The organism is Desulfoglaeba alkanexedens ALDC, assembly GCF_005377625.1.
GTDB lineage: Bacteria > Desulfobacterota > Syntrophobacteria > Syntrophobacterales > DSM-9756 > Desulfoglaeba > Desulfoglaeba alkanexedens.
The window spans coordinates 1,631,563-1,657,141 of record NZ_CP040098.1; the positions used below are offsets into that span (position 1 = coordinate 1,631,563).

Annotated in this window: 11 protein-coding genes; 3 read left to right on the forward strand and 8 right to left on the reverse strand. The window is 58.3% G+C overall.

Going from position 1 to position 25,579, the window contains the following annotated elements:
* Positions 1-171: 171 nt before the first annotated feature.
* Entirely contained in the window at positions 172-4,911 is a 4,740-nt protein-coding gene (locus tag FDQ92_RS07450) for a hypothetical protein (protein ID WP_137423989.1), read from the forward strand.
* Here the strand turns inward: FDQ92_RS07450 and FDQ92_RS07455 are convergent.
* From FDQ92_RS07455 to dnaN, 5 genes are all read right to left on the reverse strand, one after another.
* Entirely contained in the window at positions 4,860-6,218 is a 1,359-nt protein-coding gene (locus FDQ92_RS07455; RefSeq protein WP_170180242.1) for a sensor histidine kinase, read from the reverse strand. The two genes, FDQ92_RS07450 and FDQ92_RS07455, sit on opposite strands and share 52 nt — an antisense overlap.
* Positions 6,219-6,243: 25 nt before the next feature.
* Positions 6,244-7,299 (reverse strand): NAD(P)H-dependent glycerol-3-phosphate dehydrogenase, encoded by a 1,056-nt coding sequence (locus FDQ92_RS07460; RefSeq protein WP_137423991.1) that lies wholly within the window; start codon positions 7,297-7,299, stop codon positions 6,244-6,246.
* The gene (gyrA, locus tag FDQ92_RS07465) at positions 7,296-9,731 is read right to left on the reverse strand and encodes a DNA gyrase subunit A (protein ID WP_137423992.1); all 2,436 of its coding nucleotides are present in this window, start codon (positions 9,729-9,731) and stop codon (positions 7,296-7,298) included. The genes FDQ92_RS07460 and gyrA overlap by 4 nt, the downstream gene beginning before the upstream one ends.
* A gap of 112 nt (positions 9,732-9,843) precedes the next feature.
* The gene (gene gyrB, locus FDQ92_RS07470; protein ID WP_281276856.1) at positions 9,844-12,312 is read right to left on the reverse strand and encodes a DNA topoisomerase (ATP-hydrolyzing) subunit B; all 2,469 of its coding nucleotides are present in this window, start codon (positions 12,310-12,312) and stop codon (positions 9,844-9,846) included.
* A 226-nt stretch (positions 12,313-12,538) separates the two neighbouring features.
* On the reverse strand, positions 12,539-13,648 hold the full coding sequence (dnaN, locus tag FDQ92_RS07475; RefSeq protein ID WP_137423993.1) for a DNA polymerase III subunit beta: 1,110 nt from the start codon (positions 13,646-13,648) through the stop codon (positions 12,539-12,541).
* Positions 13,649-14,263: 615 nt separating this feature from the next.
* Here dnaN and FDQ92_RS07480 point away from each other — a divergent pair.
* Both FDQ92_RS07480 and FDQ92_RS07485 read left to right on the forward strand, forming a co-directional pair.
* Entirely contained in the window at positions 14,264-16,027 is a 1,764-nt protein-coding gene (locus FDQ92_RS07480; protein WP_137423994.1) for a formate--tetrahydrofolate ligase, read from the forward strand.
* Between the two features lie 69 nt (positions 16,028-16,096).
* Complete coding sequence (locus tag FDQ92_RS07485) at positions 16,097-16,987, forward strand: bifunctional 5,10-methylenetetrahydrofolate dehydrogenase/5,10-methenyltetrahydrofolate cyclohydrolase (RefSeq protein WP_137423995.1); 891 nt, start codon at positions 16,097-16,099, stop codon at positions 16,985-16,987.
* Between the two features lie 381 nt (positions 16,988-17,368).
* Here the strand turns inward: FDQ92_RS07485 and FDQ92_RS07490 are convergent, their stop codons facing one another.
* The 3 genes from FDQ92_RS07490 to FDQ92_RS07500 all read right to left on the reverse strand — a co-directional run bounded on the left by FDQ92_RS07490 (position 17,369) and on the right by FDQ92_RS07500 (position 25,573).
* Positions 17,369-17,779 carry a hydrogenase iron-sulfur subunit gene (locus tag FDQ92_RS07490; protein WP_137423996.1) on the reverse strand — a complete coding sequence of 137 codons (411 nt, stop codon included), beginning with the start codon at positions 17,777-17,779 and terminating at the stop codon, positions 17,369-17,371.
* A 39-nt stretch (positions 17,780-17,818) separates the two neighbouring features.
* Positions 17,819-20,584, reverse strand: a complete 2,766-nt coding sequence (locus FDQ92_RS07495; protein WP_137423997.1) for an FAD-dependent oxidoreductase — start codon at positions 20,582-20,584, stop codon at positions 17,819-17,821.
* A gap of 519 nt (positions 20,585-21,103) precedes the next feature.
* Complete coding sequence (locus tag FDQ92_RS07500) at positions 21,104-25,573, reverse strand: NAD(P)-binding protein (protein ID WP_137423998.1); 4,470 nt, start codon at positions 25,571-25,573, stop codon at positions 21,104-21,106.
* Positions 25,574-25,579: the final 6 nt, after the last annotated feature.

A 25,579-nucleotide genomic window follows, 5' to 3' on the forward strand; every position in this document is an offset into this window, starting at 1 on the left:
CAGATTGGCCTTTATGGGTGGCATTTGAGCATGGTAGGGTTATCATGAGCGAAACGGCGGGAACAAGGTTTTTTCTCCGCGTTTCCGACCGGCAACGAGATCGAAAACCGAGGGCGGGATCATCAGAGGCTTCCGGGCGTGGATCCCGCTCTTTCCAAACGGCGGCATCCCATGAGTTTTTCTTCAGGCAAACCGGAAGGCCCACCCGACTCCCAGAAGGCCTTCTTCCGGATCATCTCTCCCGACGAATACGGCCGCTACGGCATCGACGCGCGGGATGTTCCCATGGGGACGTTCGCGGCGGAAGATCACCCCAACTTTCTTCTCAGCCGGTATGGAGGAAACGCTTACGGGCTAGGCCTGGTGGAGCAGAACAAGCTCTCCGGAGCCGACTTCGAATTCCTGCAGAATCTCAACCTGAAGGACACCGGCGACATTATCCGCAACGCCCGGCGCATCAACCGGATCTATCAGCGGCTTGGACTTCTCATCCGCTACAGCGAAAGCGGCCGCCGCTATTTCCTCATCCCCATCAATCTGGTGGCCCATTCGCTTCAGGACATCAAGACCAAGGCCGACGAAATCGAAGAACTGGTGCTCCAGCACCTACTGAAAACCGGGATTGAACGGCTCGATATCGGCCTGGTCGCCCCCCGCCAGGATCTGATTGTCCACGAACTGACGGCCCGGCTTTCCCTGCACCGCATTGTGCTCTTCGATTCCATAGACCGAATCCGCTCCTGCCGCACGCCGCTCGACATCGTGATTTTTCCGAAGGACCTGTTCGAAGTCCTGCTGGAACAGGGTCTTCCGCGGCCCGTTCAGCAAACCTCCAGGCTCCAGCGCCTGATCCAGTGGGCCACCTATCTTTCGGGAAAATTGTACGACCTTCTTGAACAAGACGGAAAGTTCATCGTGATGGCCCACTGCCCTTATACGCGGGAAGAGACCGACTACCAGGTAGAGTTCAAGACGGAAGAAGAACTAAAGAATTTCCTTATTTACACCCACATTTTCAGGACGAAAAAGAAATATCGAACCAGCTCCAGGCAACTCCAAATCCATCCCTCCGATCTTTATCACTACCTGAACCGCTACGCCACTCTCGACGCCCACCTCCGGGAACTCCTCAAAGACCGCCGCCCGGAAAGCTTGACCCTGGAAGACCTTCACGCCCTCCCTTACCTCAACATTCGACTTCCCGGCGGCTACGCCCGCAACCTGGACAAGCAATGGGAAAAGGCCTTCTCCCCGTACTTCGAAACGCTTCAGCTCACCCGCAAGACTCCCGCTCCCTACCGGGAATACTGGGATCAACGCCTGAGCCTGGACCGCGAACTTCCGGAAAGCCTGCTCATCTACTCCGGCACTCCTCGAACGCCCGCGGTCCGCTCAAGCGAACTGGAAGAAGAAGTGAGGCGTTCCGGCCTAATGGGCTGCAGCCTGCCCCTGGTGGCCGCCTACCGCAATTCCTTTCGCTATGTGGTGGATGTGCTGCAAAACCTTGGGCATATCAGGGACGGCCGGTTTCCCAAGCTTTCTCGAATCGAACAGGACCGGATCAGCAACCCGTTCAAGCTTCGTCGAAGCCGCCATGAGGGGTTCAACGCCGCCTGCCAGCTTCTTAAACAGGTGGGAAAGCTGCGGGCGACCGCCGCCGTTTTGAACCCGGATCACGTCGAAGGCCAAACCACTCCCGTGCTGGAAAACATGGAAAAGCTTTCGCTTCACGGCTTCACCCGGGCTCAGCTCAAGGAACTGCTGCTCATCGTGGTGGGCCACACCACCATGAGCCGCGTCGTTTTCGGCAAGATTTCTCCCAAGAGCCTCAAGCCCGTGACCGACATGGCTGACGAGGACGATTACCGACACATTGTGGAATTGCTGCGCATCTGCCGGGTCATGACTCTGGCGGAAATCGCGGCGTCTCTTGGAGACGAGTTCACGCCGGCCCAGGTGCAGGAAATCTTCAGGCTCTATTATGACGCCATCCAGGTGGCCACCCAGCCGGAACTCGACTGGGAAAAACTGGTGGACCTTCAGATCAGCGAACTGGGAGATGTCCAGTACAAGGCCGTCCGGGAAATGATGAAGTTTTTCAACTTGTTCGAGTTTCTCAACAACTGGCAGGAACTCCAGGATAAGGGCCCCTGCCAGAAGGAAGTGCTGTGCGACTACTCCCCGCGAATGCTCAGCAAGCTCCAGGACGCCTTGGACCTCGCCGGGGCCGCCGCCGATTACCGGCAGCGCTTTCTCGCCGATCCCATCCCTGGGCAGACCCACTTCTTCCGCCGGTTCCTGGAAACCGAATTCCACGGCACCGGCCACCTCTTTCCGCGTCTGGGCACCCGCGCCGGATTCACGCTCCTTTGGATCAGCGTCAACGCCACCGTCAAATACATCGTCAACTTCAACCCTATCCTCGCCGGGGTTTCCGCAGGCCGCTGTGATCAGAGGATCGAAAAGATCCGAAGGGCCCTCCTCGATATTCCCGAAGCCGACCTGGGGCCGCCGTTCATCGAATCCATCCGGGAAACCCTTTCAAAGAATGAACCCGCTTTCGCCTTCGAAAGCGGCATCCGGCTCATGTTGAACCCGGTCACCCAGGCGGTGGACGTGACCTTCGTCGACGTGGACGAGGACCTGCTCCAGCTCGAAGCCCTTCTGCAGCACTTCGAGGCGCACAAGCTGCAAGGCATTGCCTTGAAACACTTACAGGACTTGGAAAGACTTTTTTCGGAACTGGACAGCTATCGAAGTTTTTTGAATCGAAAGAGCCCTAACCGTTCAGCGGTGGCCGCCGAACGGCCGGAAAGCGGCATCGTTCTGCAGCGGATCGAACACCTGGAAGACCGGCTCCGGGTGATCTTCCAGGGCCAGATTTTCGTTCCCGAGGAAATCTACGATACCGTGAGCGTGCTCGCAGCCCACTGCCCTCATGTACTGCGTTTCATCTTCCCCGAGTTCCACGCGCTCGGCAATCTGATCGAGAATTGGCCCACTCGCAAGAAACAGTCAGTGGGCAACTACGTGATGCGCTGCCTTCAAAAATTCCAGGCGCTCATCACCAAAGACCGCGAAGGATTCCAAGACCGGAACACGTTCTACCAGCTCGCCAAGCAGGAATTCGGCCCCCTGGCCGAGGAGGATACCGGTGCCAAGCATCCCCAACTGGAAATCCTCGAACACCTGGTGGAACGTATCCGGCAGCGTCGCACACTTTATCAGGCCTTCACCCTGGGCCTGCTTTTCCAGGACATCGGAAAGATCGAACCATACCGCGCCGCCTACCCGGAACTTTCCGATCTGTTGACCCACGCGGAACAGGGAACCGCGCTTCTTCGGAAGGCAGGTATTTTGGAGCAATACCAGCCGGATCCGAAAATCCGAAAGACCGCGCTCCAGCTCATCCAGCACCACGGTTCCATCGGTCACGTGATCCAGGGAGAGGAACCCGTCACGGCGCTGGAACACCTGACGGCAAGCCGTGACGAACGCCTCCTGGACGCCTTCGTGGTGCATTCCATCCTGGCAGCGGCCGCCGTGGAAGAAGGACTCATGACCGAGGATCTGCTGGATCTTTTTCTGTGGTACCGAGCCGTCGCCTTGCAGATTCTAAAGTCGCGGAGCAGTTGGGAAAGCTGGCTGAAGGACGCCTTGCGCGAAAAGGCCGATGCGGCGGTGGTCGACTCCCAGGCTTTACCGGAAATGTTCCGGATCTTCCTGCCCCACGAGGAGAGCCCTTGCGGTCCCGGCGACGACCTACGCCTCCGGCGCGGCCGGCGGATCGCGGCCTTCGAAAGACTGCTCCGACTTCTGGACCTGAAGTGGGTGGACTACCAGGATCTCCAGATGTTCGGCCTGAACATGCCTCCGAACTTTATCTACCATAAAAAGGGACTGAAAAGCACCGGGCCGTCGCGATTCAAGGAGCAGCTGGAACAGGCGGCCGCCATACTGAAAATCGTTTCCGAAATGCCCGCCCGAACCCGGGGCCTCCTTTTCGATTGCCTGGATCCCTTCGCCCGGAGCTACCGGATTTACGATTTCCATGCCCTCAGCCGCTACCTGGCAGCGAGCGAATGCATCAAACTGCTGCAGCTGAGCTTTGATGCCTTCGAACGGGCCCACGGTGCGAACGTTCGAAACGGACTCATCAGTTTCCGCCCCTTGGGACAGAACATCCGCAAGAAGCAGGACGTGGTGCGGGAGATCCTTCGCGACGCTCAGCAGGCCGCCGTGTCAACCCCACAGGCCGATACCCCCGCTTCGCCGCCATCACCGCGGGTCGGTTTCCATTTCCAGCACACCCCCCACGGCCCGGGCATGCGCGTCGGCTTTCAGGACATGCTCCAGGTCGAACAGCTCATCGAACCGCTACGCGCCGCCCGGACCCATGAACAACTCAAGGCCCGCTACAAGTCCCTGCTCAAGAACCTGCGCAATCTCCCCTACGACACCTCCGATTACGCCGAGCAGTTGAAACAGGCCTATCAAGATCAAATGGAGAAGATCAGCGACGAAATATTGCTGAATATCCAGGATCGGCTGAAAAAGGTGAGCGATTTTTCGGAACTGGATCAAATTCATCAGGAAATGAACAGAATAAAGGAAGAAGCCAGTCTTTCCGAAGAACATGAATTCATGATGGAAGAACTCTTCGAGCATCATCGGGCGCGTGTCCGCGATGACTACCTGCGCTCCATACTCGAAAAGATATGCGAATGCCCGACCTCCGAGGCCTTGTCACATTATTGGGATGAAATCAAAAAGGAACTTTTCGCTTACCGGCCGTTTGTGGGCAAAGAGTACGAATCCATCATCGCGGCCTTCATCGACGAGCAGCTTTCCGAAAGGAATCATCCAAGCTGCTCCACGGACATTTCCTCTTTCAGCGGCAAGATGAAGTAGAAGACGTTTCCGTAATCCTTGGGTTCGAAACCCACCCGGCCGCCGTGAATCTCCACGATGTTGCGGACGAAATGCAGCCCGTGGCCCATCCCGCGTTCGTCACCCACATTGGAACCGCGGTAACCTTCGTCGAAAAGCTTTTCCGCTTCGTTTTCGGGCAATGGCTCTCCGGTGGAGAAGATATTGAACTGAACACCGTGAATGCCTTCTCCGAAGTAGTCTCTGAGGATCTTCCGGTTATAGGAAACCAGCTTGATCCGGCGGCCGGTCGCGTCTTGCACTTCCCGAGTGTATTTGACGGCGTTGGAGAACAGGTTGTCAAAAACCTGCGAAATCAGGCCTTTGTCCACGAAAAGGGTCACTTCCTCATCGGGGATCTCCTCCAGACGGTTATCCAGCGTGATGCCTCTCTGGGCGAAGATGGGGCGATAGCGTTTCAGGATCGGCTCGATGATTTCAAAACGGAAGTTGCAAGGCTGCTTCCTAAGGACATACGTGCCTTTTTCAAAATGGTCCCGCCTGAGGAGCGTTTCGAGAAAAAGGCTCGTGTGTTCGTAATGATTGGAAAGCGACTTCCATTCCGTTTCCAGGTTTTCGTTGTTGGTGGACAGGTCGTGGTACAGTTCACACAGTTGCCGGCAGTGCGGCTCGTTGCAGTCGCCGTAGAACAGGATCAGGTTGTGGAGCTTCTCCTGGATGTTCTGGTAGCTTTCCAGGTTTTTCCTGAGTCGAAGAATGAACAACTTGTAGTAAAGGTTGGGAGAAATGACGTTGTGTTCGATATTGGCCACCAATTGGTTGATGAACTTGAGGTGTTCGATGTTCTGTTGGATGAGCATTTTCTGATGCAGGTTGTAACCGATCCGATTGGTGAATTTTTCCAGGAAGAAATGATTCTTGGCGTCCACCTTATCCTTGGGCTCGATTTCAAAGAGTCCCAGCACATTGTGCTGACTGTGAAACGGAAGCCAGTAGGTGAGGGCGCGGTTGCCTCGGATAGGGAAAACCAGCGACACATCCGTTTCGTAACCGGTTTCTGAAAGCTTCACCGAAACGTTCAGCCGTTCTTCCTTGTCCTGGATCAACCCCTCTTCGCTGGTGCACACCTTTTCCAGCTGCGACGTCTTCGGATGAATGACATAGAGCCGGCTCTTCAGCTGGAAGAATGCCTCGGGCACTGCGACACAGATCATGTACAGATACTTCAGGCTGGTGTATTCCTGGGCCAGGTCAAAGAAGGTGGCAAACGCTTCTTCCTGGAGGCGTTCGAAGTTGTAACGGCGGTAGTCCTCCTTCTTTTGCTTCACGCGCTCTCGGATTTCCCTCATGCTGTCATCGCCCATGGGCATACCCGTTCAAGATAGGGGCGTTTTCGTCATACATTTCCAGTTCGTGTTTCAGATCCCGTTCCATGAGTTCCTGAACCGCACGGCGCGGGTCTTTGCCTTCGTAGAGGACGCGGTATACCTGCTCGGAGATGGGCATCTCGACGTTGAGCCTTTTCGCGAGATGATATACGGAACGGGCGGTTTTCACTCCTTCGGCGACCATACGCATATCACCGAGCACTTCTTCGAGCTTCCGGCCCTGTCCCAGTTTGTAGCCCACGGTTCGATTGCGACTCAGGTCGCCCGTGCAGGTGAGCAGCAAGTCCCCGATGCCGGAAAGGCCGGCAAAGGTGAAGGGATGCGCTCCCATGCGGACGCCGAGCCGGGTTATTTCCGCAAGCCCCCGTGTGATAAGCGCCGCCCGGGTATTGTGACCGCAACCCAGTCCGTCGCAGACGCCCGCCGCCAAGGCGATGACGTTCTTGAGGGCCCCGGCCAGTTCCACTCCTATCTTATCCACACTCGTGTACACGCGAAAATAGGAGGTGTGGAAGACCCGCTGCGCTTCTCTGGCCGTATCCAAGTCATCCGCAGCGACCGTGACCGCTGTGGGCACTTTTCTCATAACCTCCGGGGCAAAGGAAGGCCCAGCCAGGCTCACGACCCGTGTCGCCTCAGAAAGTTCGTTCCAAACCTGGGACATGGTCAGGAGCGTTTCGTTTTCGATGCCCTTGGTGGCCGTGACCAGGATGGCGTCTCGCCGCAGGTGGGGAAGCATCTGAAGGGCCACCTGACGGTAAACGTGGGAAGGAACCACCATCACCACCAGGCGGTGTTCCGACACCACCGCTTTCATGTCCAGATGCGGACGTATATTCCCGCTCAAGGCGAACCCCGGAAGATAAATCCTGTTTTCGCGGTTGTCCCTGATGGCTTCAAAGACTTCCTTTTCGTAGACCCATAGGTCCACCGGATATCCCTTGTCGCCGAGAAGATGGGCGAGCGTCGTCCCCCAACTTCCGGCACCGACGACCGCCACGGATTCGAGATACTCCGTCACTGGTCTTCTTCCTCTCTTTCTTCTTCGGATTCGACCAGCACCGCCACGTCCACCACCTTTTCCGCATCGCCCAAGTCCATGAGTTTCACGCCCTGCGTGGCGCGGCCCATTTCACGGATTTCCGAAACGGCGATTCGTATAAGGCGGCCGCTGTTGGTGATGATGAGGATCTCGTCTTCTTCGCTCACCTGGCGAAACGCCACCACCTCACCGTTCTTTTCCGTCACCCGGATGTTGATCACCCCTTGGCCGCCGCGGCGCTGAACCTTGTACGCCGCAGCCGGTGTGCGTTTGCCGTATCCCCGTTCGGTCACCACGAGTACGGCGTAGTCGTCGCTCAAGAGGTCCATGCCGATAAGTTCGCTTCCGGCCAGTTCCATGGCCCTAACGCCCCGGGTCACTCTTCCCGTGGGCCGAACGTCCTTTTCTTCGATCCGGATACACTTGCCGGCCTTGCTCATGAAAAACAAATGCTGGTTTCCATCGGTGATCCGGGCACAGATCACTTCGTCACCCTCATCGATCACCAAGGCGCGGATGCCGCTCGGCCGCGGGTTGCTGTAGGCGGAAAGCTCCGTCTTCTTGACGACGCCCCTGCGCGTGGCCATGATCACGTACCGGCCGTCGTCAAAGTTCCGAACGGGAAGGATGGTCGCCACCCGTTCGTTTTCCATCAGCGGCAGCAGATTCACGATGGCTTTGCCCAGGGCCGCCGGAGCCACTTCCGGAATGGTGTAGACCTTGAGCCAGTAAACCCGGCCGAGCGTCGTGAAGACCAGCAGGTGATCGTGGGTGGATGCGGTGAAGACCGTGGTGACCACGTCCTTTTCCCTGATGTTCATCCCGGTGCGGCCCTTTCCGCCGCGCCGCTGGCTTCGGTACACGTCAAGCGGCGTCCGCTTCACGTACCCGGCCCTGGAAATGGTAACCACCACTTCCTTTTCGTCGATCAGGTCCTCGAGGTTCACCTCGCGTTCTTCGACAACGATGTCCGTCCGCCTCCTGTCACCGTAGAGATCGATCAGTTCCTGGATTTCGCCATGGATGATTTCGTCGACGAGGACGGACGAGGCGAGAATCTTCTTGAATCGTTCGATATCTTGAAGGATCTTCCGATAGTCTTCGAGGATCTTCTCCCGTTCCAGGCCGGTAAGGCGCTGGAGCCGCATGTCGAGGATGGCCTGAGCCTGCACCTCGGTCAACTCCAGGTGCTCCACGAGTTGCGCCCGGGCGGTGGGCGGGTTGGGCGCTTCCCGGATCAGCCGGATGACCTGATCCAGGTGATCCAGAGCCCTTTTGAGCCCTTCCAAAATGTGAGCCCGCTTTTCGGCCTGGCTTAGATCGTACCGGGTGCGCTTCACGATGACATCCCGGCGGAAATCCAGGAAATGGCCGAGCACGGATTTCAGATCCAGAAGTTCGGGACGGTTGTCCACCACGGCAAGAAGAATCACGCCGAAGGTCATTTCCAGGGACGTGAACTTGAACAGCTGATTTTCCACCACCTTGGGGTTTTCACCGGCTTTGAGCGAAAGGACGATCCGCATGCCTTCCCTGCTGGATTCGTCGCGAATGTCCTGGATGCCCGTGATCCGCTTCTCCTTGACCAGGTCCGCTATTTTTTCGAGCAGTTTCGCCTTGTTCACTTGGTAGGGCAGTTCGGTGACGACAAGCTGCTGTTTCCGGCCCGCGCCTTTTTCTTCCAGTTCCATGCGGGCCCGCATCTTGACAATCCCCCGGCCCGTCTCGTAAGCCTCCCGTATTCCCTCCGTCCCGTAGATGAATCCCCCGGTGGGGAAATCCGGCCCGGGGATGTGCCGCATGAGTTCCGCCAGGCTGAGCTCGGGATCCTTCAGGAGCGCCTGAAGTCCCCGACAGAGTTCGGTCAGGTTGTGAGGCGGGATGTTGGTGGCCATCCCGACGGCGATTCCCGAAGCTCCGTTGAGCAGCAGGTTGGGAGCCCGGGTCGGAAGCACCACCGGCTCCATCATGGAATTGTCGTAGTTGGCGATAAACGGTACCGTTTCTTTTTCGATGTCCTGGAGGAACTCGTGGGCCAACCGAGCCATGCGCACCTCGGTGTAGCGCATGGCCGCCGGCGGATCTCCGTCCACGGACCCGAAGTTTCCCTGACCGTCCACCAGCGGATAACGCATGGAGAAGTCCTGCGCCATGCGCACGAGCGCGTCGTATACCGCTGCGTCCCCGTGGGGATGATACTTACCAATCACGTCCCCGACCACGCGCGCGGATTTCTTGTAAGGCTTGTTATAGTCGTTTTTCAGTTCGTGCATGGCGAACAGGATCCGCCGATGCACGGGCTTCAGGCCGTCTCGCACATCCGGCAAAGCACGCCCGATGATGACGCTCATGGCGTAGTCGAGGTAAGACAGCTTGATTTCGTCCTCGATATTGATAGTGCTCTGACTCATGAAGGCAAAGGCTCCAGAAAATCAAAAGGTGTAAAGCGGTAAGCAATGCGCTCGCTGCGAACGGTAGGTAACGGCCGGCACACAGCCGGCGGCTGCAGACCGGCCGCCTTCCTCAAATATCCAGTTCCCGGAAATCCAGGGCGTTCACTTGAATGAATTCCCGGCGCGGTTCCACCCGGTCGCCCATGAGCGTGGTGAAGAGCTCATCGGCCATGTACTCATCTTCAATGCGGACCTGGAGCAGGAGTCGCTTCTCCGGGTTCATAGTGGTTTCCCACAGCTGTTCCGGGTTCATTTCACCAAGACCCTTGTAACGCTGTATGGCCAATCCCTTGACCGCCTGCTCGCGAAGGTGATTGAAGAGCGCCCTGGGATCTTCCACGACGACTTCCCCCACGCCCCCCTCCCGCTCCGGGTGGGATTCGCCCTGGCCGCTCACCACTCGATACGGCTTGTCCCGAAGCACCGCCAGCTGGCCGTGAAGTTCCAAAAGCTTCTTGAATTCCACGGAAGTGAGAAAACCGTATTCCAGCCTGACCCTTTCCTGACCATTGCTGGGCTGCCAGATCTCAAGGTCGTATCCGCGCCCCTCTTCCTCCAGCTCCACTTCCGATACCGCGTATCCGTCCGCTTCCAACACCTCCCGCAACCGCTCCATTCCCGCATGGTCCTGGGGGGAAAGCCCTTCCAGGCCGATGATCTCGATGACCCTTTCCAGAAGCCGCTTCCGGATGCCCTTGAGGCTCTGTCGGTCCAGCCAGTCTTCGTAGCGCGAAAACACTTTCATGAGCCGAACCAGTTCGTCGGACGGGATCGGTTCCTCACGGCCCTCCAAAAACACCCGGTGCTTGTCCACCGCGCGCTGCACCAGAAATACCGCCATCTCCTCCTCGTCCCGCAGGTAAATCTCTTCTTTTCCGCGTCCCGTGGGCGCAATCCGGTAAAGCGGCGGTTGAGCGATGTACAGGTGGCCGCGTTCGATGAGATCGGGCATCATGCGGAAGAAAAAGGTGAGCAGCAGCGTCCGGATGTGCGCTCCGTCCACGTCCGCGTCGGTCATGATGATGATCTTGTGATAGCGAAGCTTGTCCGGACTGAATTCGTCCTGGCCGATGCCCGTGCCAAGTGCGGAAATCATGGTTCGGATTTCCTGATTTTCCAGCATCTTGTCGAAGCGGGCCTTTTCCACGTTGAGGATCTTCCCTCGAAGCGGCAGCACCGCCTGGAAACGCCGGTCCCGCCCCTGCTTGGCCGATCCGCCGGCCGAATCGCCCTCCACGATGAAAATTTCGCTATTTCTCGGATCCCGTTCCTGGCAGTCGGCAAGCTTCCCGGGAAGCGAATGATCGCTCAAAACCCCCTTTCGGCGTGTCAGTTCCTTCGCGCGGCGAGCCGCCTCCCGGGCCCTCATCGCTTCCAGAACCTTGTCCAGAATCGCCCGGATCACCCTCGGATTCTCTTCGAAGTAGGCGCTCAGCTTGTCGTAAACCAGATTCTCCACCAGGCCCTTGACCTCGCTGTTTCCCAGCTTGGTCTTGGTTTGACCTTCAAACTGCGGGTTCAGAAGCTTGACACTCACCACCGCGGTGAGCCCTTCGCGCACGTCGTCCCCGGTCATGCGCTCCAGATCGTTTTTGGCCATCCCGCTCGGATGAGACTGAGCATACTGCTTAATGCTCCGCGTAAGCCCCGCCTTGAACCCGGTCAGGTGCGAACCGCCTTCCCTGGTGTTGATGTTGTTGGCGAAGCTGAAAATCTTTTCCACATAGGTGCGATTGTACTGCAGGGCGACTTCCAAGAGCACGTCGCTTCGTTCGCCGCTGATGGTGATGATTTCCGGATGAAGCGGCTCCTTGTTCTTATTCACGTATTCCACAAAGGAAACAAGGCCGCCGTCATAATGAAAGACTTTTTCCTTGGTGATCCGCTCATCGGAAAGCTCGATGCGCACTCCGCTGTTCAGAAACGCCAGCTCGCGAAACCGCTGAGCCAGAATATCGAAGCTCAGGTTGGTGTCGGAAAAGATCTCCGAATCAGGCTTGAAGGTGATCCGCGTTCCGCGGCGGGTTGTTTCGCCGATGACCTGAAGGGGAGTCCGCGTCGCCCCCCGTTCATAGCGCTGGAAATAGACCTTTCCATCCCGGCGGATTTCCACCTCCAGGTACTCGCTCAGGGCGTTCACCACGGAGACGCCGACCCCGTGAAGACCGCCCGAGACCTTGTAGGCCGAATTGTCGAACTTTCCTCCGGCATGGAGCTTGGTCATGACCACTTCCACGGCCGGCATGTTTTCCTTTTCATGGAGATCCACGGGGATACCCCGGCCGTTGTCTTCGACGGTGACGCTCCCATCCAGATGGATCTGAATACGGATGTTGTCGCAATAGCCGCCAAGCGCCTCATCGATACTGTTGTCCACCACCTCGTAGACCAGGTGATGGAGGCCTTCCACGGAAACATTTCCGATGTACATGGAAGGCCGCTTTCGAACCGCCGCCAACCCTTCGAGCACGGTGATCCGTTCCGCGGTGTAGGGGTCGCCCTGGGGCAACTTCTGATCCATGGGTTCCAGTGTCGACATAAATTTCCTCACAAACGGGGCCTGTGCACATTGTCCCCTGAAGACGTCGCCGAACGCAGTAAAAACCTTCGTTCCGCGGCAAAGCATCGGGATCGGTTCATTGAACCATCCACATTAAATCAATATACTATAGCGCCTTCTTCAGCCGCTTTCAATGAATTTCTCGATGGGGTTTAAAGGTTTAATCTAGTGATTTCAATGCTTTAAAAGAAAGGCGGGAGGCTAGCTAAACCATCATGGGCATGACCAACCCCAAGCGGCCCGGGTTGTCCGGTTCGCAAAAAATCGCGCCGTGGAATTCGTCCAGCCACTCCAGGCGAACCGCGTCGGATTCCAGGGCATGGATAGCGTCCAGAACATAGCGAATATTGAAAGCCACCGTGAATTCGTCCCCTTTGTACTGCACATCCAGTCGTTCCCTGGCCGTTCCCAATTCGGGGTTTCCCGTTTCCAATTCCAATTCGCCATCACGCATGATGAACCGTACGTGCCTCCAGGTCTGGTCCGTAAGGACGGCCATCCGCTTCAAGGCGAGAAAAAGCCCTTCCCGGTGCACGGTCAGGTGGTGAGGGCGTTCTTGGGGGATGATCAATTCGTAGTCGGGAAATTCCTCTTCGAGCAGTTGAATGCTGAGAAATAGCGCATCGGAGGCGACTATGAGGCGGCTCTCGTGGACCACCACGTTCACCGACTCTTCCTTTTCGAACATGCGGATCATTTCCTGTACGCCCTTTCGAGGGATCGTGACGCCTTTACCCACACCGAGCGCTTCAACGGAATCCAAGGCCAACTCTTCGTAGGCCAGCCGATGTCCATCGGAAGAAACCATCCGGACCCGTTTGCCGTCCAACGCATGCCAGTAAAGCCCTGGAACACTGAAAGGATCCTCGTCCACCGGAATCGCATATGATGCTCTGGATAAAGCCGCCCTCAGTTCCGGGGCCGAAACTTGTACACCGGAGACATCGTCATGAATCGCGATGTGAGGAAAATCTTCGGGGGCAAGTGTGGTCAATTCGAAATAGGATCGTCCCGCCTGAATGGCCAGACGCTGATTGGCGAGCAGTTCCAGGCTCAATCCGTCCACGGAAACCTCGCGTGCCAGTTCGAGCAGTTTGCGTGCCGACACGCACAATTTTCCTTCCTGTTCGACAGACGCTTCGAAGTGAGTTCTCAGGCTGAGGTTTAGATCCGTAGCGAAGACCGCCGTCCGGTTCGGGCCGAGCGTTTCCAAAAGAACATGAGAAAGAATCGGCATCGTGGTTTTCTTGTCCGTGATGCCGACGACTTTCTGTAGAGTCTTAAGGAGTTGTTCCCTGTCCGCGTGAAACTTCATGGATGACTCCACGCATCACATCCAGCCCATCGCGTTCCGTTTCGGGGCTTGAAGATGGTTTTGTATTTTATATCAGCAAGAAGGTTCATCATCTTAATCAGATGCTGTCTAAATGTCAAAAAAAATGCCAATGCATTGATGTTATTGGGTGAGTTCTTCGACCATCTTTCGGAAAAAGCCGCCGTAATCTGCCCGGTCGTCCACGGACCGGCTCGAGTTTCGAAAGGCTTTCGACAGACTTTCGACGGTTTCCCTTTCGAATCTCGCCCGGTTCTGCAACCTTTCCTCGGCTGGTCTTCCTGGAGATCACTGAAATGTTGTTTATCTTGTCATGTTACTTTACAAATGCTGTTTTCCGCTTGACAAAAAGGCTTTGCCCAAGTAGGGTTTCGTGCGCATGTGAAAAGTATTTCTTGAAGGCGTTCGTGGTCGAATTCATATCGTATCCGCTTTCTCCAGTGCCTGTCCGGATTGATGGCCGGCTTTTCGCGCGATATTTGAGCCGAATCTCTTCAGGAGGGGTGATGTAGTCCGCTCTATTTGAGAGGAACGAGGGTAGGGAGCCGTTTTTCGCTCCAGGAAGCCAAAACGATTAACGTGAATCAGGAGGAGAAAATGCCTTACGATCCAACCAAAATGGCCGACTGGCAGATTTCCGAAGAAGCCGAAAAGAACATGCCGTCGCCGTTTGACTGGCAGAAAAAGCTGGGCCTGCAGGCTGACGAAATCCTTCCCATGGGCCGCCTGTGCAAACTCGACTTCATGAAGATCATCAACCGGCTGAAAGACAAGCCCGACGGAAAGTACATTGAAGTCACGGCCATCACTCCTACGCCGCTTGGGGAAGGCAAGAGCACCACGTCACTAGGGTTGATCGAAGGTCTCGGAAAGCGCGGAAAGAATGTCGGCGGTTGTCTCCGGCAGCCTTCCGGCGGCCCTACCATGAATATCAAGGGAACGGCGGCCGGCGGCGGAAACGCCCTCCTCATTCCCATGACGGAATTCTCCATGGGTCTTACCGGCGATATCAACGACATCATGAACGCCCACAATCTGGCCATGGTCGCTCTTACGGCCCGCATGCAGCACGAGCGGAACTACACGGACGAACAGTTGGAGCGCCTCACCAAGATGCGCCGCCTGGACATCGACCCCACCCGGGTGGAAATGGGCTGGATCATCGACTTCTGCGCTCAGGCTCTCCGGAACATCGTCATCGGGCTCGGCGGCCGCTATGACGGTTACACCATGCAATCGCGGTTCGGGATCGCGGTGAGTTCGGAACTGATGGCCATTCTTTCCATCGTGCGGGACCTCAAAGACCTGCGCGAACGGATGGCCAACATCACGGTGGCCTTCGACAAGCGCGGAAAGGCCGTGACCACAGGAGACCTTGAAGTCGCCGGGGCCATGACCGCCTTCATGCGAAACACCATCAACCCGACGCTTTGCTGCAGCGCCGAATATCAGCCGGTGATGGTGCATGCCGGTCCCTTCGCGAACATCGCCGTGGGTCAGTCGTCGATCATCGGCGACCGAGTCGGCTTGAAGCTTTTTGATTACCACGTGACCGAAAGCGGTTTCGCAGCGGATATCGGCTTCGAAAAATTCTGGAACGTGAAATGCCGGTACAGCGGTCTGAAGCCTCATGTGTCGGTACTCACCACCACCATCCGGGCCCTCAAGATGCACGGCGGCGGGCCCAAGGTCGTGGCGGGGCTTCCACTTCCGGAAGAATACACCAAGGAAAACGTGGCGCTGGTGGAAAAGGGCATCGAGAACATGGTGCACCACATCAACACGATCCGAAAATCCGGGATGAACCCGGTGGTGTGCATCAATGCGTTCCATACGGACACCAAGGACGAAATCGCCGTCGTTCGCAAGGCCGCGGAAGCCGCCGGTGCCCGTTGCGCTCTGTCCGAACATTGGCTCAAAGGCGGTGAAGGGGCGCTGGAACTCGCCGACGCCGTCATCGATGCCTGCGAACAAAAGAGTGAATTCAAGTTCCTGTATCCTATGGAAATGAAGCTCCGCGACCGCGTGGCACTTATCGCGAAGGAAGTCTACGGAGCCGACGGTGTGAGCTGGTCGCCGGAAGCCGAGGCCAAGGCCAAGATGCTCGAGGCGGACCCCAAGTACGATGATTTCGCCACCATGATGGTCAAGACTCACCTGAGCCTCACCCACGATCCGACGATCAAGGGCGTTCCCAAGGGTTGGGTGCTTCCCATCCGCGACGTGCTCATCTACTCGGGAGCCAAGTTCCTGTGTCCGTGCGCCGGGACTATCAGCCTCATGCCGGGCACCTCTTCCAATCCGGCCTTCCGCCGCATCGACGTGGACGTGGAAACCGGAAAGGTGATGGGTCTGTTCTAGCAATCGCTTCCAAGGAATGGCAGGGACAGACCCTGCCATTCTTTTTTGGGTCCGTAAAGGAGGGAGACAATGGCTGCCAAACTGATCAAAGGCGCTGAAGTGGCCAAGGAAATCCGGGCCGAATTGCAGCAGGAAGTTCAGCAGATGAAGGAAAAGCATGGGGTCGAACCCGGACTCGTGACCATCCTGGTCGGAGAAAATCCGGCGTCCCAAAGCTATGTCCGAGCCAAGCAAAAGGCCGCCCACGATCTGGGCTTCTATTCCGTCCAGGACAACCAGCCGGCGGATCTGAGCGAAGAGAAACTGCTGGCCCTCATCGATCAGTACAACAAGGACCCTAAGATCGACGGCATCCTGGTTCAGCTCCCGCTCCCCAAGCATATCGACGAAAACAAGATCCTCTACGCCATCGATCCTGGAAAAGATGTGGACGCCTTTCATCCGTTCAACGTGGGCAAACTCATGATCGGCCAGCCTGACTACCTCCCCTGCACCCCGGCGGGTATCCAGGAGCTTCTGGTCCGCTCCGGAACGGAAACCTCGGGTGCGGAAGTGGTGGTGGTGGGCCGGTCGAACATCGTCGGGAAGCCCATCGCGGTGATGCTCATGCAGAAAGGCAAGGGCGCCAATGCCACGGTGACCGTATGCCACACGCGGACCAGGGACGTTCAGTTCCACACCAAGCGGGCCGATATCCTCATCGTGGCCGCGGGCGTTACGGAATACGTTAAAGGAAGCTGGGTGAAGCCCGGTGCGGTGGTGATCGACGTGGGGGTGAACGAAGTGGGGAAGACCGCCGACGGCAAGCGCATCCTCAAGGGCGACGTGGCTTTCGATGAAGTGGCCGAGGTGGCCAGTGCCATCACACCGGTCCCCGGCGGTGTGGGCCCTATGACCATCACCATGCTGATGAAAAACACCGTCCGCGCGTGTAAAGTGCACCACAACATCAAAGACTGACCGGGCGGCGGCCCTGCAAGAAAGAGCTTGTCCAAAAAACAAGCTAATAAAAGTCGGGCACTGAGGCTCCTTGTTCCTGTAGGAGCGGCCTTGGCCGCGACCCGTAAAACCGGCAATGCCCCGTTGACCCTGATCGCTGAAGCTTGGGAACAAGGTCAAAAAATCCCCCTTTTCCCCCTCCCCTTAATCTCCTCCCACAAGGGGAGGGGAAATAGAATTCCTCTCGTTCGCAAGCTCCGGCTTGGGAACGCCTCAAGGGAAAAAAACGGAAACTCAATTCCCAGAAAGGACGAAGGGCCGATCGATGGCAGCAAAAGGGGCGGGGAGTTCCAACTCCCCGCCCCTTTTGTCGAGAGGGTTACCTCGGGGACGGTGCCCGGCTCACCCTTTCACAGGGCTCGGACCCAGAGCTCGGATCTTTTCGACCATCTCCAAGGCCGCTTCGATGAAAAGCTGCCCTTTTCCGGCCGACATGTTGTAGAGGGCCACGCGCTCGGTTTCCATGCCCAGCTCGGCAAGGATGCCCTGAACCTGTTTCACTTTTTTCTGCGCCTTCTCGACCCCGTGCTTGAATTGGCAGCTGTCGGGCTGACATCCGGCCACGTAGACCCCGTCGGCCCCGGATTCGAGCGCCTTGAGGATGTGCAGGGTGTCGAGACGGCCGGTGCAGGGCAACTGGATGATCCGGACGTTTTCGGGAAGATGAAGCCCCATCTTCTCGGAAACCTGCGCCGCCGCGGAAGCGCAGTTCGAGCAGCAGAATGCGACGATTTTCGGTTCAAATTGGCTCATGGATGAACTCCTTATGGCGTCTGACATGCCTCAGGGAATCTAGTTGGCCAGCTTTCCGAAGAGCGAACCGGCCACGGCGGCGATCTGATCGTCGCTGAGTCGCCTGAAGGAAATGGCTTTAGCCGGACATTCGCTCACGCACATCCCGCATCCCTGGCACAATCCGGGATCGATGTAGGCCGCACCCTGGGAGCTGTCGATGAAGGGGATATTGAAGGGGCAGGTGCGGACGCAGGTGAGGCAGACGGCGCACTTGTCGGGGTTCACTTCCGCGACCGCTCCGCCCACCAGCACGCTCGTTCGGTTGAGCACCCGCATGGCGCGGCCCGCCGCCGCCCAGCCTTCGGCAAGCGCTTCCTCCACCGGTTTGGGACCCAGGGCGAGCCCCGCAAAGTAGACGCCTTCCGTTTCACCATCCACCGGGCGCATCTTGGCCGGGCTTTCCTTGAAGAAGCCGTCCTCGTTCACGGTCACCTTGTAAATTTTTGCCAGGGAATCGGGCGCTTCCGGGAGGATGGCCGTCTGGAGCGAGATGAAATCGGGCTTCAAGATGAGTTCGCGGCCGAGGATCGGGTCCAGCACCGTCACCTGGAGTCCACCGTTGGTGACTTGGACGGACGGTTTGCGGTCCAGGTCGAATCGGACGAAGAGTACGCCTTTTTCCCGCGCTTCCTTGTAGAGGGATTCCCTTTCGCCGAAGGTGCGCACCTCGCGGTAAAGGACATAGACGTCCATGCCAGGATGGCGGGTTTTCAGGTCGACGGCCGCTCGGACGGCGAAGGTGCAGCAAAGCCGACTGCAGTAAGGCCGCTCGGGCTCCCGCGACCCGACGCATTGGATGAAGACGCCGCAGGCGGCATCGGCAAAAGCATTGGGATCATCGATGAGCTTCTTGGCAAAATCCGACCAACGATAGATTTCCGGGTGTTCACCGTAGGCGTATTCGGTGGGTATCAAGGGATGACCACCTGTGGCGAGAATCACCGCGCCGTGATGCACTTCGATCGTTTCGCCGTTGCTTTGAATCTTGGAGGTGTAGTGGCCCGCGAATCCCTTGGCGTCCAGCACCTGGGCGCCGGTCAAAACCCGGATGTTGGGGGTGGATTCCACGCGCGAAATCAGGTCCTTGAGATAAGCCTGAACCGATGCTCCGGTCCAGGTGGATTTCACCTTATGAGCGTGCCCACCCAATCGGTCGTTCTTTTCAACCAGGGTGACGGGGACGTCCTGTTCGGCGAGGGCAAGCGCCGCCTGCATGCCGGCGAGTCCTCCGCCCACCACCAGGGCGGACCGCTCGACGGGAATTTCCGTTAATTTGAGGGGTTCGAGGAGGGCCGCCCGGACGGTTGAGGTCCGGAGGAGATCCTTCAGCCGGTCCAGTTCCGTCGGATTGGCGCTCAGCGTTCTCAGATCCAGGAAATCATATAGCGTGGGATTGAGACCGGCCTGGGCCATGGCCCATTCCACCAGTTCCTGGTGCATGATGGGGCTGCAGCTGGCGTAGATCAGCCGGTTGGCCGCCTTCTCTTTGAGCAGCCCCGCGAGCTTCATGAAGGAAGCAGCGTCGGTGAGGTCCAGCCGCTGGGCGAAGGCCACGTTGGGCAGCGATTCGGCGAACTTCTGAAGTTCGCCCACCAGGCTGTCGAAGCCCGGGGCCTTGGTTGGGCAGAGGCTCAAGACCACGCCGATGGCCGGCTTTTCACCGGAAACGTCCCGGTACTCGGCTGTCGCGGCGACCGGAACGGCTTTCTTGAGGAGTGCCGCCGCCTTTGCGGCCGCGGCGGCCGCTTCCACCACGCTTTGATGAACATCCCGCGGTCCGGCGGCGCCGCCGCACACCAGGATACCCGCTACGTTCGTTTCCATGGGCTTGAATTCGTTTGTGGCCACATATCGGTCGGCGGTCAAGTGGACGCCCAGTCGCTTGGCCAGGCTTTCCAGTTCGGCCGACGGGCGCAGGCCCACCGAAAGGACCACCAGATCGAAGACCTCTTCGCACTTTTGGCCGTTTTCATCCACATATGCCAGGACCAGGTCCTCCGCTCCGGGGGCCTTTTCGATGCTGTGGATGCGGCTGCGAACAAGGCGGACACCCTTTTCCTGCGCTGCATTGTAGTATTGTTCGTAACCCTTACCGTGAGTCCGCATGTCCATGAAGAAGATGTACGTCGCCGTTTCCGGGTTCATGTCCTTCATCTGCACGGCTTCCTTCAAGGCGTACATGCAGCAGACGGACGAGCAGTAGGGCGCATCGCACTTGTTGATTTCGCGGGATCCCACGCATTGGAGCCATGCCACGCGCTTGGGAATTTCACCGTCGGAGGGGCGTTTCACCACGCCCTGAAAAGGACCGGTCGGTTTCTGCAGCCATTCCAATTCAATGCTTGTCACCACGTTCTGGAACTGTGCATAGGCGTAGGTGTCGTAAGCCGTGGGGTCGAAGGTTTCCACACCTAGAGCCAAAATGATGGCTCCGGCTTTCACCTGTTCCGATCCCGCTGGGCCCTGAAGGGTCACCGTGAAATCGCCCGCCCGGCCCGCTGCGTCGACCACCTGGGTCTCCGTCCATACCGTGATTTGCGGGTGCTGCAGGCAGGCGGTCTCCCGGTTGGCCGCCTTGCAGCAACTGCAAAGCGGGTAGAGGCGGTGGAGTTTGGACACGGTACCGCCCAGTTCCGCATGCTTCTCCACGAGATCCACGTGATATCCCTGGGCGACCAGATCGAGAGCGGCATTCATGCCGGCCACACCACCCCCGACCACCAGGACGTTTCCTCTGCCGTTGCTTCCTGTTGCATCCGTCATAGAATCCCTCGACTCTCGTTAACCGTTAAGAAAAGTGGTCTGCCGCCATAAGCGTTCACCCTTCACCCTTTTCCACGCAACGTCAAGAAACTTTTCCCAAGCGGGAACCGCCGCCGCCCTCTGCGCCGAAAACCGCTTCACGGCGCTGGAGCGCACATTTTTACAGAAACTGCGAAAGGAACCGGGAGCCGCGCGGAGCGCACCCGTGAGCGGAAGCGAAGGGCAGGGTCGAGATGAGCGGATCGACCGGCTGCAACCGGAGCGTGTGGCGTCGAGCTGTGTCCTGTTAGACCCACAGGGTGGAAACGATGGCTCATCCCCCTTTCCACGCGGCAAACGGCAAGGTTCAAGCACCGAAACTTCCGGTCCGTCGAGTGTCCCGATGCGCCTCCCTTCCGATCCACAATCGAAGATTTTTTTATGTGAAAAAAGAATCAACGTCAAGAATAAACCGGAATGGCACCTGCGACATACGGGGATGCCTCAAAGACCGTCGCTCTTCCCGGAAGCCTTCCGCGTTCAGGAGGCGGCGGCCGCGGTTTTTTCGATGAGCTGCTGATCGGTGAAATGCTGCAGCTGGATGGCCTTTGCGGGACACTCGGCCACGCAGGCGCCACAGCCTTGACAAAGGGCCGGGTCGATATAGGCGGCCTTTTTCACGGATTGCCCGGGCGATACCACATAAGGCACATGGTAGGGGCAAGTGCGCACGCAGGTGAGGCAGACGGCGCACCGCGACGGATCCACCACCGCCACGCGGCCGCCCACGGTCATTTCTTCACGGCTGAGGATGGTGGCTGCTCTGGATGCCGCCCCGCGGGCCTGGGCGATGGATTCGTCGAGAAACTTGGGGCTGTGCGCCAGTCCACACAGATAGATTCCCGCGTTGGCGAAATCCAGGGGTCGGAGCTTCACGTGGGCTTCCATGAAAAAGCCGTCGGCGTCGGTATTCAGTTTGAAGATTTCCGCCAGATCCCGGCTGGAGACTCTCGGCACCACCGCAGCACTCAAGATCAACCGGTCGGCTCGAAGCACGATTTCCCGTCTCAGGTTCTGGTCGAAGACGCGGATTCGGAGCGTATCATCCTGCCTGGTCACCTCAGGTTTTTTTTCGGGTTCATACCGGCAGAAGCGAACGCCCTGCTCCCGCGCTTTCCGATAGAGAATCTCCCGGGTTCCGAAGGTTCGAATGTCGCGGTAAAGGATGGTGATGCGGGCCTCGGGGGTGATTTCCTTCAGCTTCAGAGCATTGCTCACCGCCGCCGTGCAACATACCCGGCTGCAGTAAGGCCGCTCTTCATCCCGTGACCCCACGCATTGAATCATGACGAAATCCCGAGCGCCGGCAAGCTTCCCACCGCCGTCCGCCAGGAGTTCATGAAAGGCCAGCTGGGTGAGAACCCGTTCGTCTTCTCCATAGAGGTATTCTTTGGGCCGGTATTCCTGGCCTCCGGTGGCCACGATGAGCGCGCCGTACTGCACGGTTCGATCCCCGTCCGCCGTTCGGACGACGCTTTCGAAGCGGCCCGGATGGCCTGAAAACGAAGCGATCTGGGATCCTTTGAAGACCTGGATGTTCGGGTGGCTCTCGATGGAGGCGATCAATTCCGAAACGTACGGTTGAACCGCTTCCCCCGTCGGCAGAAAGCGCATGGTCTTTCGAGCCTGGCCGCCCAGTTCTCCTTCCTTTTCCACCAGGATGGTGGGGAATCCCTGGTCGGCCAAGTTGAGCGCCGCCGTCATTCCGGCCACGCCTCCCCCCACCACCAGGGCCGACTGGACCACAGAGAATGGGATTTCGTAGAGAGGTTCCAGAAACCGGGCCTTGGCGACGGCCATGCGGACGAGATCCTTGGCCTTTTCCGTGGCCTGGTCCGGGTCCGCCGCGTGGACCCAGCTGCATTGATCGCGGATGTTGGCCATTTCGAACAGATACTTGTTAAGGCCGGCTTCGCGGATGCAATCCTGAAAAAGGGGTTCATGGGTTCTGGGGGAACAGGAGGCCACCACCACCCGGTTGAGGTGGTGTTCTTGGACGATTTCCTTGATGCGTTCGGTGGAATCCGTCGAGCAGGCGAACAGGAGGTGGTCCGCGTAGGTCACGTTGGGAAGGGTTTTCGCGTATTCGGTCACCGCTTCCACGTTCACCACGCCGGCGATGTTGATGCCGCAATGGCAGACGAAGACCCCGATGCGCGGGATTTCCCCGGTTACCTGCCGCTCCTGGATCACGGCGGGGCGGGTGATGAGCGTGTTTCGAGCGGGGGCGAGGAGCCGTTGGGCGGAAGCCGCCGCAGCGCTGGCCTGAGCCACGGTTTCGGGGATGTCCTTGGGGCTGGTGCTCACCCCGCACGCGTACACGCCTGGCCGTGACGAAGCGACCGGATCGAACGGATCGCAGCCGGTGAACCCGAAACGGTCGGTGGCGATCCCCAGCGTCGCGGCCGTCTTGAGGGCGTCTTCGGTCGGCTTCAGGCCCACCGATAAGATGACCAGGTCGAAGATTTCGCGGCGGATTTCTCCCGTTTCGTCCACGTACTGGATTTCCAGGTCGCCGCCCTGAGGCGTTTCGATCACGCGGCTGATGTGGCTCCGAACGTAGCGGACGCCGTGCTGCGTCCGTGCGCGTTCGTAATAGCGCTCGAATCCCTTCCCCATGGCGCGGATATCGATGAAAAAAATCGTCGCCTCAAGGTCCGGTTCGTGCTCCCGGGCCACGATGGCTTGCTTGGTGGCGTACATGCAACAAACCGAAGAACAATAATCCTGGCCGACGGTGACATCCCTCGAGCCGACGCATTGAATCCAGGCCACCTTCTTCGGGGCTCGTCCGTCTCCCGGTCTCTGGATGTGGCCGCCTGTGGGCCCGGTGGGTGCCAGAAACCGTTCGAACTCCAGGCTGGTGATCACGTTGGGATACCGGCCGTAGCCGTATTCGGGCTTCTTTCGAGCGTCGAAGGGTCGAAAACCTGTGGCGTAGAGAACGGCGCCCACTTCCACTTCTTCGATTTGGGGCGACATGGAGTGGTCGATGGCGCCCGCGAGGCAGGCATCCACGCACCGATAGCATTCACTGCAAACCCCGCACTGAAGACAGCGCCGGGCTTCGTAGCGGGCCGCTTCCTCGGAAAAGCCCTTCTGCACCTCTTCGAAGGTCGTTCGGCGAACGTGCGGTTCCAGTCTCGGCATGAGCGCCCGGCGTGCGGGATAAACCGTCATTCGGGGCACGGGGGCCGTACGGCGGGTCTGTATCCGCCCGGTCCTGAGGTTTTCTCCCTTGAGGTATCGATCGATGGATTCGGCCGCTTCCTTTCCCGCGGCGATGGCCTGCACCACCGTGGCGGGTCCCGTGGCCACGTCGCCTCCCGAAAACACGCCGGGGAGGTTCGTTTCGCAGGTCACCGGGTCCACCATCACCGTCCCCCAGCGGCTGAGTTCGGGACGTTCGTCGGGCGGCAGGCCCTCGAAGACATCCAGATCCGTCATCAGGCCGATGGCGGCGATCACGCTGTCGACGTTCATGGTGTACTCGGATCCTTCCACCGGAATGGGCCGGCGCCTGCCGCTTTCGTCCGATTTGCCCAGTTCCATATGAATGACATGGAGCGCCTTTACGTTGCCGGCTTCGTCGCTCACAATTGCCACGGGAGCCGCAAGAAAGTGTATTTTCACGCCTTCTTCTTCGGCCTCTTCGATTTCTTCGACATTGGCCGGCATCTCGGACCGGCTCCTTCGGTAGAGTATATGAACTTCTTCGGCGCCGAGCCGGAGAGCCGACCGCGCTACATCCAGCGCACTGTTCCCGCCGCCGATCACGGCCACCTGTTTTCCCAGTTCGGGCGTTTCGCCCAGGTTCACCTTCCGGAGGAAGCTGGTGGCGGTATAGACTTGCGGAAGGTCTTCTCCGGGAATGTTGAGGGTGAGGTCTTTCTGAGTGCCGATGGCGAGGAAGAAGGCTTCGAAACCCTCTTTTCGGAGATCCTGGAAGCCGAAGTCGACCCCAAAACGCCTTCCGGTTACAATCTGAACGCCGGCGGCCCGGATATAATCGATTTCGGCCTGAAGGATGGAACGTGGCAGCCGATATTCCGGTATCCCATAGCGAAGCCATCCGCCGGGTTCGGGCATGGCCTCGAAGAGGGTCACTTCGTAGCCTTTCCGTGCCAGGTAGTATCCGGCGGTGAGGCCCGCGGGGCCGGAACCGATGATCGCAACCTTTTTGCCGTTGGACTCTTTCCTCTCTGGGGGCTTTTGCGTTCCTTCCTGCAGCTCCAAGTCGCTCACGAATCGTTTGAGAAAATCGATAGCGATCGGTTCGTCGTATTGCCCGCGGCTGCAGACCGATTCACAGGGGTGATGGCAGACTCGCCCGCAGATCCCCGGCAGGGGGTTGTCCTTTCGGATGAGCTCCAGCGCTTCCTGGTAGCGGCCCTGAGCGATGAGCGCCACGTAGCCCTGGACGCTGATCCCCGCCGGGCAGGCGGCCTTACAAGGAGCGGTGCCCCGTTTGTCGATGGCGAAACTCGAAGGGATAGCCTGAGGAAAATGCCGGTAGATGGCCTTGGTCGCATTCAGCCCTTCGTTGAATGCCGCCGGTATCTCCACCGGGCATACCTTCAAGCATTCACCGCAGGCGGTGCACTTGTCTTCGTCCACGAAGCGGGGTTCCCGAAGCAATCTGACCTTGAAGTCGCCCGGTTCACCCGAAATCGATTGAACGGTGGTGCGGGTGAGGATCCGGATGTCGGGATGGTTGGCCACTTCGATGAGTTTCGGAGAAAGCATGCACGTCGAACAGTCGTTGGTGGGAAACGTCTTGTCGAGTTGAGCCATGACGCCCCCGATACTGATATCTTTTTCCGCCAGGATCACCTGATAGCCGCTGTTGGCTAGATCGAGGCTCGCCTGAATGCCCCCGATGCCTCCGCCGATAACCAGAACCGATCCGATCACTCGGGAAGAACGGGACTGCTCTTGATGCGCGCTCATGCTGCC

Bases quoted from the DNA above. Each gene is read 5' to 3' on its own strand.
- FDQ92_RS07495 (WP_137423997.1), bottom strand. From the start codon at position 20,584: ATGACGGATGCAACAGGAAGCAACGGCAGAGGAAACGTCCTGGTGGTC.
- dnaN (WP_137423993.1), bottom strand. From the start codon at position 13,648: ATGAAGTTTCACGCGGACAGGGAACAACTCCTTAAGACTCTACAGAAA.
- FDQ92_RS07490 (WP_137423996.1), bottom strand. From the start codon at position 17,779: ATGAGCCAATTTGAACCGAAAATCGTCGCATTCTGCTGCTCGAACTGC.
- FDQ92_RS07500 (WP_137423998.1), bottom strand. From the start codon at position 25,573: ATGAGCGCGCATCAAGAGCAGTCCCGTTCTTCCCGAGTGATCGGATCG.
- gyrA (WP_137423992.1), bottom strand. From the start codon at position 9,731: ATGAGTCAGAGCACTATCAATATCGAGGACGAAATCAAGCTGTCTTAC.
- gyrB (WP_281276856.1), bottom strand. From the start codon at position 12,312: ATGTCGACACTGGAACCCATGGATCAGAAGTTGCCCCAGGGCGACCCC.
- FDQ92_RS07480 (WP_137423994.1), top strand. From the start codon at position 14,264: ATGCCTTACGATCCAACCAAAATGGCCGACTGGCAGATTTCCGAAGAA.
- FDQ92_RS07450 (WP_137423989.1), top strand. From the start codon at position 172: ATGAGTTTTTCTTCAGGCAAACCGGAAGGCCCACCCGACTCCCAGAAG.
- FDQ92_RS07485 (WP_137423995.1), top strand. From the start codon at position 16,097: ATGGCTGCCAAACTGATCAAAGGCGCTGAAGTGGCCAAGGAAATCCGG.